This window comes from Streptomyces sp. NPDC050263 (assembly GCF_040655955.1).
Taxonomy (GTDB): Bacteria; Actinomycetota; Actinomycetes; order Streptomycetales; family Streptomycetaceae; genus Streptomyces.
Genome location: NZ_JBFAKW010000215.1, coordinates 1 through 8,299, shown reverse-complemented (window position 1 = coordinate 8,299; position 8,299 = coordinate 1). Strand labels below are relative to the sequence as shown.

Sequence of the window (8,299 nt, the reverse complement as noted above, 5' to 3'; positions counted from 1 at the left end):
CCGCCGCTACATCATCTGGCGAAACCGCCATGCCGACGACCGGCGCCTACGCGCCGTCGTCGACAGGGCAAACGTTGCCTGATCCGGCACTAGCCCGCTGACCGACCCCCACCTGGTCTCGCTCACCGTCTCCGTCGTGCGGTACGAGAACCTGGCCGGCCGCCCCCGGCAGGGCGTCTGCTCGCCCTTCCTCGCCGACGCCGAGCCCGGCACCGAGGTCCCGGTCCATGTGCAGCGTTCCCCGCACTTCCGGCCGCCCGCCGATCCGGCGACCCCGATGGTGATGATCGGCCCGGGCACGGGAGTCGCGCCGTTCGTCGGATTCCTGCAGGAGCGCCGGGCGCGCGGGCACCGGGCGCCCAACTGGCTGTTCTTCGGCGAGCAGCACCGGGCGACGGACTTCTACTACCAGGAGGACCTGACCGCCTTCCAGGCCGACGGCACCCTCGCCCGCCTGGACACGGCCTTCTCCCGCGACCAGCGTGTCAAGGTCTACGTCCAGGACCGGATCCGCGAGCACGGCTCCCATCTGTGGTCCTGGCTCCAGGACGGCGCTCACTTCTACGTCTGCGGCGACGCCTCCCGTATGGCCAAGGACGTCGACCAGGCCCTGCGCGACGTCGCGGTCGTCCACGGCGGTCTGAGCGAGCCGGAGGCGGCGGCCTATGTGAAGCAACTCGCCTCCGACAAGCGATATGTGCGGGACGTCTACTGACGGGATTCCTGTGCACCAAGTGGCGTTGCGCCGAAGAGAGTTGATATTCGGTCATTGCGGCGCGTCTATGTTCGTATTTTCAACAGGAGTGGACAAGATCTAACGCACCCTCCGTCCGTGCGGAGCCGCACGGTTCGTCCCGAGGAAGGTCGTGGTCATGTCGCACCCGCACGTGTCGCCCATGGACCGGCCGGACCGCCCCCAGCGGGCGGAGCCGGATCGCCCCGAGCGGGTGGAGCCGCACCGCCCGCCCCGGACGGTCGTCAGCCGTCGTCGTCTCCTCGAAGGGTCGGCCGCCGCCCTCGGCGCGCTCGCCCTGTCCGGAGCGTCCACCGCCACCGCCCACCGGGCCGTCGCGGCCGACGGCACCCCCGAGTGGAACGGCCACATCGACGTCTTCCGCCTCGGCACCGAGGCGCCGCACACCATCCTCATGCCGTACGCGGACCTCGACCAGGCCCTCGCCGCCGACCGCACCCGCTCCCCGTACCGGCTGAGCCTCGACGGAAAGTGGAAGTTCGCGCACGCCGACCGCCCCGACGACCGGGACGTCGACTTCCACCGGACCGACGTCGACGACAGCGACTGGGACACCGTCCCCGTGCCCTCCGCCTGGCAGTTGCACGGTTACGACCGCCCCATCTACATCAACATCACCTACCCGTGGTGGGGCCCCAACGGCCTGGGCGAGGAGGCGCAGCCGCCCGTCGCCCCGACCCGGTACAACCCGGTGGGCCAGTACCGCCGCACTTTCACGGTGCCGCGCGGCTGGACCGGGCGGCGGACGTTCCTGCACTTCGAAGGGGTCAAGTCCGCCCACTACGTATGGATCAACGGCGAGATGGTCGGTTACCACGAGGATTCCTACGACCCGGCCGAGTACGACATCACCCCGCACCTCAAGCCGGGCGCCAACCAGATCGCCGTCGAGGTCTACCGCTACTCCGACGGCGACTGGCTGGAGGACCAGGACATGATCCGGCTGAGCGGCATCTTCCGCTCGGTCTACCTGTTCTCCACGCCGGCCGTGCACCTGCGCGACTTCCGGCTGGACACCCCGCTGAGCGACGACTACAGGGCGGCCGAACTGTCGGTCACCGCCCATGTGCGCGACTACGGCGGCCGGGGCGCCGGCCGGTACTCCGTCGAGACCCAGCTGTACGACGAGGGCGGGCACCCGGTGTGGCCCAGGCCGCTCCAGCAGGCCGTCGCGCTCGGCTCGGGCGAGGAGAAGACCGTCCAGGCCGCGAAGGCCGTGCCCGCGCCCCGGCTGTGGTCGGCCGAGCACCCGGACCTCTACACAGCCGTGCTCCGCCTGAGAGACCCGGCCGGCAAGGTGATCGAAACCGTTTCCCACCGCGTCGGCCTGCGCGAGTTCGCGCTTCGGGACGGGCTGATGCGCATCAACGGCAAGCCGGTCTCGCTCCGCGGCACCAACCGCCACGAGATGCATCCGACCCACGGCTCGGCCCTCACCCGTGCGGACCTGGTCGAGGACATCGGCATCATCAAGCGGCTGAACATCAACACCGTCCGCACCTCGCACTACCCCAACAACCCGCTGTGGCTCGAACTCGCCGACGAGTACGGCCTGTACCTCGTCGACGAGACCAACCTCGAGACCCACGGCATCCGGGGCGAGTACCCCGGCAACCACGCCGAGTGGACGACCGCCTGCGTGGCCCGCGCCCAGAACATGGTGCACCGCGACAAGAACCATGCGTCGGTCGTCATCTGGTCGCTCGGCAACGAGGCGGGCGGCGGCAGCACCTTCAACGCCATGTACGACTGGATCCGCTCCTACGACACCACCCGGGTCGTCCAGTACGAGGGCGACGACCGCCCCGGCATCAGCGACATCCGCTCCGAGATGTACGACAGCCCCGCCCGCGTCGAGGCGCGGGCGAAGGACACCGCCGACACCCGGCCGTACGTGATGATCGAGTACTCCCACGCGATGGGAAACTCCAGCGGGAACTTCAAGAAGTACTGGGATCTGGTCCGCCGCCACGACGTGCTCCAGGGCGGCTGGATCTGGGACTTCGTCGACCAGGCCCTCGACTGGCCCACCCCGACCCGCAAGCTGCTCACCGAGACCGGGCCCGCCGCTCTGCGCGGCGAGATCATGGCCCCGAGCGGCGCCTTCACCCGCGACGAGGGCGTCTCGGGCGGAACCGTCTTCGCCCGTGACGCGACGCTCGACCTCACCGGGTCCTTCACTCTGGAGGCTTGGGTCACCCCGCACGTAACCGGTTACCACCAGCCCATCCTGGCCAAGGGCGACACCCAGTACGCCCTGAAGCAGACGAACCGGACGCTGGAGTTCTTCATCTACGGCAGCGGCCGGTGGATCACCGCGAGCTGGGCGCTCCCGGACGACTGGACCGGCGCCGAACACCATGTGGCGGGCGTCTTCGACGCGGCGGCCGGCACCCTGACCCTCCACGTCGACGGCTCGGTCCGGGCCACCCGGACCACCGACGTGCGCCCCGCCGTCAACACCGCGCCGCTGTCCCTGGCCACCGACGTCGACAACCCCACCCGGGAGTTCAGCGGCACCGTCCGACGGGCCCGGGTGTACGCCCGGGCGCTGAGCGCCGCCGAGCTGGCCGCCGGCGGCCGTGGCCCCGGCGACGACGGCGTACGGTTCTGGTTCGACGCCGCCACCGTCGGCCTCACCGTGAAGCGGCCCCGCGACAGCACGTTCTACGCCTACGGCGGCGACTGGGGCGACAACCCCAACGACGGGGCCTTCTCCGGGGACGGCATCGTCACCGCCGACCGCGGGCTCACCGGAAAGTCCGCCGAGGTCAAGCGGATCTACCAGGCGATCAACGCCGCACCGGCCTCTGGCGACCGGCTCGCTCCCGCAGCCGCGGTCACCCTCACCAACGAGTACCTCTTCACCGACCTCCGGGACTTCGACGGACGTTGGGAGCTCGTCGGCGACGGCGAGGTGGTGCAGCGCGGAAAGCTGAGCCGCGCCCAACTGGACGTGCCGCCGTTGTCGGACAAGGACATCACCGTGCCCTTCAGCGTGCCGGGCGATCCCGCGCCGGGCGCGGAGTACTTCCTCCAACTGTCGTTCACCACACGGGAGACCACGAAGTGGGCGAAGCCCGGCTTCGAGGTGGCCAGGCAGCAACTCGCCGTCGACGCGGGCAGTTCCGCCGTCACCCCCGTGTCCCTGGACGGCATCCCGGCGCTCGGCCACAGGGAAGGCGACGCGTCGGTCACCGTCACGGGTGAGGACTTCTCGGTCACCGTCGACAAGAAGACCGGCGTCATCACCTCGTACGAGGCCGACGGCGCCCGGTTGATCTCCTCCGGACCGGCCCCCAACTTCTGGCGTGCCCCCACCGACAACGACCGGGGAAACGGCCAGCACACCCGCAACCAGACCTGGCGCGACGCCGGCGCCCGCCGCACGGTGACCGACGTGAGCGTGCGGGCGCTGCGTGACCGGGCCGTCGAGATCAAGGTCGCCGGCACCCTGCCCACGACGACGACATCGACGTACACCACCACCTACACCGTTTTCGGAAACGGTGAGATCAAGGTCGACAACACCCTGCACCCGGGCGCGGCCTCGCTGCCCTACATCCCCGAGGTCGGCACGCTGTTGCTCCTGCCCGGTCGGCTGAAGAACCTGCACTACTACGGCCGCGGCCCCGAGGAGAACCACTGGGACCGCAACAACGCCACCGACGTCGGCCTGTACTCCGGCACCGTCGCCGGCCAGTGGACCTCCTACCTGCGTCCGCAGGAGAACGGCAACAAGACCGACGTCCGCTGGATCGCCCTGACCGACGGCGACGGCAACGGCCTGCTCGTCTCGGGAGAGCCGCTCCTGGAGGTCAACGCCTCGCACTTCACCCCCGAGGACCTGTCGGTCGGGGCCCGCCACGACTACCAGCTCACCCCCCGCAAGGAGGTCGTACTCCGTCTGAACCACCGGCAGATGGGCGTCGGCGGCGACAACAGCTGGGGCGCGCACACCCACGACGAGTACAAGCTGTTCGCCGACCGGGACTACACGTACACCTACCGGCTGCGGCCGTTGACCGACGTCGACCGGGCGACGGCCGCGTCACGTCGGCCCACGGCCACGGAGTAGCCAGGCACGAGCGGGACGCGATGGGTACCGTTTCCCGAGGTAGAAGGAAACGGTACCTACGGAAGAGGAACCCTCCCATGGTCGAGCAGGACGAACGCTTCGACGTCGTGGTGCTGGGCGCCGGACCCGGCGGCTACGTGGCCGCGGTCCGGGCCGCCCAGCTGGGCAAGCGCGTCGCGGTCGTCGAGGAGAAGTACTGGGGCGGTGTGTGCCTGAACGTGGGCTGCATCCCCACCAAGGCCCTGCTGCGCAACGCCGAGCTCGCGCACATCTTCACGCGCGAGGCGAAGACCTTCGGCATCAAGGTCGAGGGAGAGGTCTCCTTCGACTACGGCGAGGCGTACCGCCGCAGCCGCAAGGTCGCGGACGGCCGGGTCAAGGGCGTCCACTACCTGATGAAGAAGAACAAGATCACCGAGTTCGACGGCCGCGGCGCGTTCGTCGACGACCGCACGCTTCGCGTGACCGGTTACGACGGCGAGACCCGCACGATCGGTTTCGACCACTGCATCATCGCCACGGGAGCGACGCCCCGGCTGCTGCCCGGCACCAAGCGCAGCGCCAGGGTCGTGACGTTCGAGGAGCAGATCCTCGCCGAGGACCTCCCGCAGTCGATCGTCATCGCGGGCGCCGGAGCGATCGGCATCGAGTTCGCGTACGTCCTGCACAACTACGGCGTGAAGGTCACGATCGTCGAGTTCCTGGACCGCGTCGCTCCCCTTGAGGACGCCGAGGTCTCCGCCGAACTCGCCAAGCAGTACCGGAAGCTGGGCATCGACGTGCTCACCTCGACCCGTGTCGAGTCGATCGACGAGTCCGGCCCGCGGGTGCGGGTCACGGTCACCGGCAAGGACGGCGCGCAGCAGGTCCTGGAGACCGACAAGGTCCTCCAGGCGATCGGCTTCGCCCCGAACGTAACCGGTTTCGGCCTGGAGAACACAGGCGTCAAGGTCACCGAGCGGGGCGCGATCGACGTCGACGGCCGCTGCCGTACCTCCGTGCCGCACCTCTACGCCATCGGCGACGTCACCGCGAAGCTCATGCTCGCGCACACCGCCGAGGCGATGGGCGTCATCGCCGCCGAGACCCTCGCCGACGCCGAGACCATGGAACTCGACTACGCGATGATCCCGCGCGCCACCTACTGCCAGCCGCAGATCGCCAGCTTCGGCTACACCGAGGCCCAGGCCCGCGAGCTCGGCTACGACGTCAAGGTCGCGAAGTTTCCGTTCACCGCCAACGGCAAGGCGCACGGACTGGGCGACGCAACCGGTTTCGTGAAACTGATCAGCGACGCCGAACACGGCGAGCTCATCGGCGGCCATCTCATCGGCCCCGACGTCACCGAGCTCCTGCCGGAGCTGACCCTGGCCCAGCAGTGGGACCTCACCGTCCACGAGGTCGCCCGCAACGTCCACGCCCACCCGACCTTGGGCGAGGCCGTCAAGGAAGCCGTGCACGGCCTGGCCGGCCACATGATCAACATGTAGCTCCGGGCACCGCTCCCGGCGGTGCCGTTCACCCGAACGGCACCGCCACGCTCGCCGCCGCCGTACGGCCGGGATGTGCTGGCATCCACCGGCCCGACCCCGGACCGGACCGACGGCGAGGGAGCCCGCCATGCCGGAAGACGGCGCCCCCGCAGGCGCGGAGCTGGAGGCACTCAGGGCCCGCATCGCGGCACTCGAGGAGGAGCGCACCCGTCGTCCCACCCATCACCGGGTCCGCTCGACCGTCGCGGTCGTCCTCATCGTCCTCGGCTGCGTCCTGGCCCCGCTGGGCCTGGTGGCGGCCTGGACGTCCAGCATCGTGGGCGACACCGGCCGCTATGTCGACACCGTCCGCCCACTGGCCTCCGACAAGGATCTCCAGAACGCGGCCGCCACCCGTGTGACGAACGCGGTGATGGACCGCCTGGACCTCACCGCACTCCTCCAGGACGTGATCCCGGCCCAGCGTCCGCTGCTGGAGAAGGCCCTCGGCAGGCTCGGCCCCTCGCTCGAGAGCGCCGTCCGCAGCTTCGTGCACGACAAGGCCCAGGCGGTCGTGGCCTCCGACGCCTTCGAGAAGATCTGGGTCGACGCCAACCGTCGGATCCACAGCTCCGTCGAGAAGGCCCTCACGGGCAGCGGCGGCGGCGCGGTGAAGATCGAGAACGACACGGTGACCGTCGACCTCGCCCCGGTCGTCGACCGGGTCAAGCAACGGCTGGTCGACTCCGGGATGACGGTCGCGGGGAAGATCCCCGAGATCCACACGAACTTCACGGTCGTCGAGTCCGAGGACATCGGCAAGGTCAAGACCTACTTCCGGCTGCTCCAGCTGGCCGGTTTCTGGCTCCCCGTGATCGCGGTCCTGCTGGTGGCGGCAGGCGTTCTGCTCTCGGCGCACCGCCGCCGCGTCCTGATCGTCGCCGCGCTCTGCTTCGCCTTCGCCACCCTCCTCCTGGGTGTCGCGCTGACCGTTTTCCGGGTCGTCTACCTCGACGCTCTCCCGGCCGGCGTCTCCCAGCCGGCCGCCGGGTCCGTGTACGACACGCTCACCCGTTTCCTGCGCACCTCCGTGCGGTCGGTGGTCGCCCTCGGCGCGGTGATCGCCATCGCCGCCTGGCTGACCGGGCCCGGCCGCCATGCCGCTCTGGTGCGGCGGCTCTGGCACTCGGGCATCGGCGCCGTGCGCGTGACCGCCGATCACGCGGGACTGCGTACCGGTTCCGTCGGCCCGTTCGTCGACCGCTACCGCACCTGGATCACCTGGATCCTGGCCGCGGGCGCCGTCCTGGCCTTTCTCCTGTGGCCGTACCCGACCGGCTGGGTCGTGATCGGCCTCGCCCTCGCCCTGCTCTTCGCGCTGGGGATCGTCGACTTCCTCGCGACCCGGCCCCGCCGAAAGGACAGCCCCGCATGAGCTCGCAGACCCCTACCGGCGACCGGCACGGCGAGATCGGCACCGCCTGGTCCACCCCACGCGGCGGACCACGCCGGGCCGCCCCGCAGACGCGCAGGGTCGGCGACGGCGTCGTCTTCGCCGGCGTCCTGATGCTGTGCAGCGGGGTGCTCGCGGTCCTCCAGGGCATCGCGGCCGTCGCCGAGGACGACGTCTACGCCCGCGTCGGCAGTTACGTCTACGAGCTCAGCCTCACCGGCTGGGGCTGGATCCACCTCGTCCTCGGCGCCCTCGCGGCGGCGACCGGCGCGGCCCTCCTCAAGGGGATGACCCGGGCCCGCTTCACCGGCATCCTGCTGGCCGCCCTGAGCCTGGTCGCCCAGTTCCTCTTCCTGCCGTACGAGCCCCTCTGGTCGATCGTCGTCATGGCGATCGACGTGTTCGTGATCTGGTCGCTGGCGTCGTGGCAGGAGAAGGCGGACAGGTCCTAGGGGGCTTCTGATGGATCTCCGCGGCGTCGCGGCGTTCGGCACGCACTCTCGCCGCACCGGGCGAAAGCCCTAGTAGCTCCGCTACGAGGA

At 70.1% G+C, this 8,299-nt stretch carries 4 protein-coding genes and 2 pseudogenes; all 6 read left to right on the top strand.

Annotated elements, in window-relative coordinates:
* A pseudogene (locus tag AB0J04_RS44500) lies at positions 1-82 on the top strand (transposase); the annotation flags it as partial.
* 6 nt (positions 83-88) lie between these two features.
* Positions 89-715 (top strand): annotated as a pseudogene (locus tag AB0J04_RS44495) (reductase); the annotation flags it as partial.
* A 157-nt stretch (positions 716-872) separates the two neighbouring features.
* On the top strand, positions 873-4,832 hold the full coding sequence (locus tag AB0J04_RS44490; RefSeq protein WP_363174428.1) for a glycoside hydrolase family 2 TIM barrel-domain containing protein: 3,960 nt from the start codon (positions 873-875) through the stop codon (positions 4,830-4,832).
* A 77-nt stretch (positions 4,833-4,909) separates the two neighbouring features.
* Entirely contained in the window at positions 4,910-6,322 is a 1,413-nt protein-coding gene (gene lpdA / locus AB0J04_RS44485; RefSeq protein ID WP_363174427.1) for a dihydrolipoyl dehydrogenase, read from the top strand.
* A gap of 130 nt (positions 6,323-6,452) precedes the next feature.
* A complete protein-coding gene (locus AB0J04_RS44480) occupies positions 6,453-7,739 on the top strand; it encodes a hypothetical protein (protein ID WP_363174426.1) in 1,287 nt (428 codons plus the stop codon).
* The gene (locus tag AB0J04_RS44475; protein WP_363174425.1) at positions 7,736-8,209 is read left to right on the top strand and encodes a hypothetical protein; all 474 of its coding nucleotides are present in this window, start codon (positions 7,736-7,738) and stop codon (positions 8,207-8,209) included. Before AB0J04_RS44480 ends, AB0J04_RS44475 begins: the two co-directional genes overlap by 4 nt.
* The last annotated feature ends 90 nt before the right edge of the window (positions 8,210-8,299 follow it).

What these genes read in the sequence shown, in the direction of transcription:
- AB0J04_RS44490 (WP_363174428.1), top strand. Translation starts at nt 873, where the DNA reads ATGTCGCACCCGCACGTGTCGCCCATGGACCGGCCGGACCGCCCCCAG.
- lpdA (WP_363174427.1), top strand. Translation starts at nt 4,910, where the DNA reads ATGGTCGAGCAGGACGAACGCTTCGACGTCGTGGTGCTGGGCGCCGGA.
- AB0J04_RS44480 (WP_363174426.1), top strand. Translation starts at nt 6,453, where the DNA reads ATGCCGGAAGACGGCGCCCCCGCAGGCGCGGAGCTGGAGGCACTCAGG.
- AB0J04_RS44475 (WP_363174425.1), top strand. Translation starts at nt 7,736, where the DNA reads ATGAGCTCGCAGACCCCTACCGGCGACCGGCACGGCGAGATCGGCACC.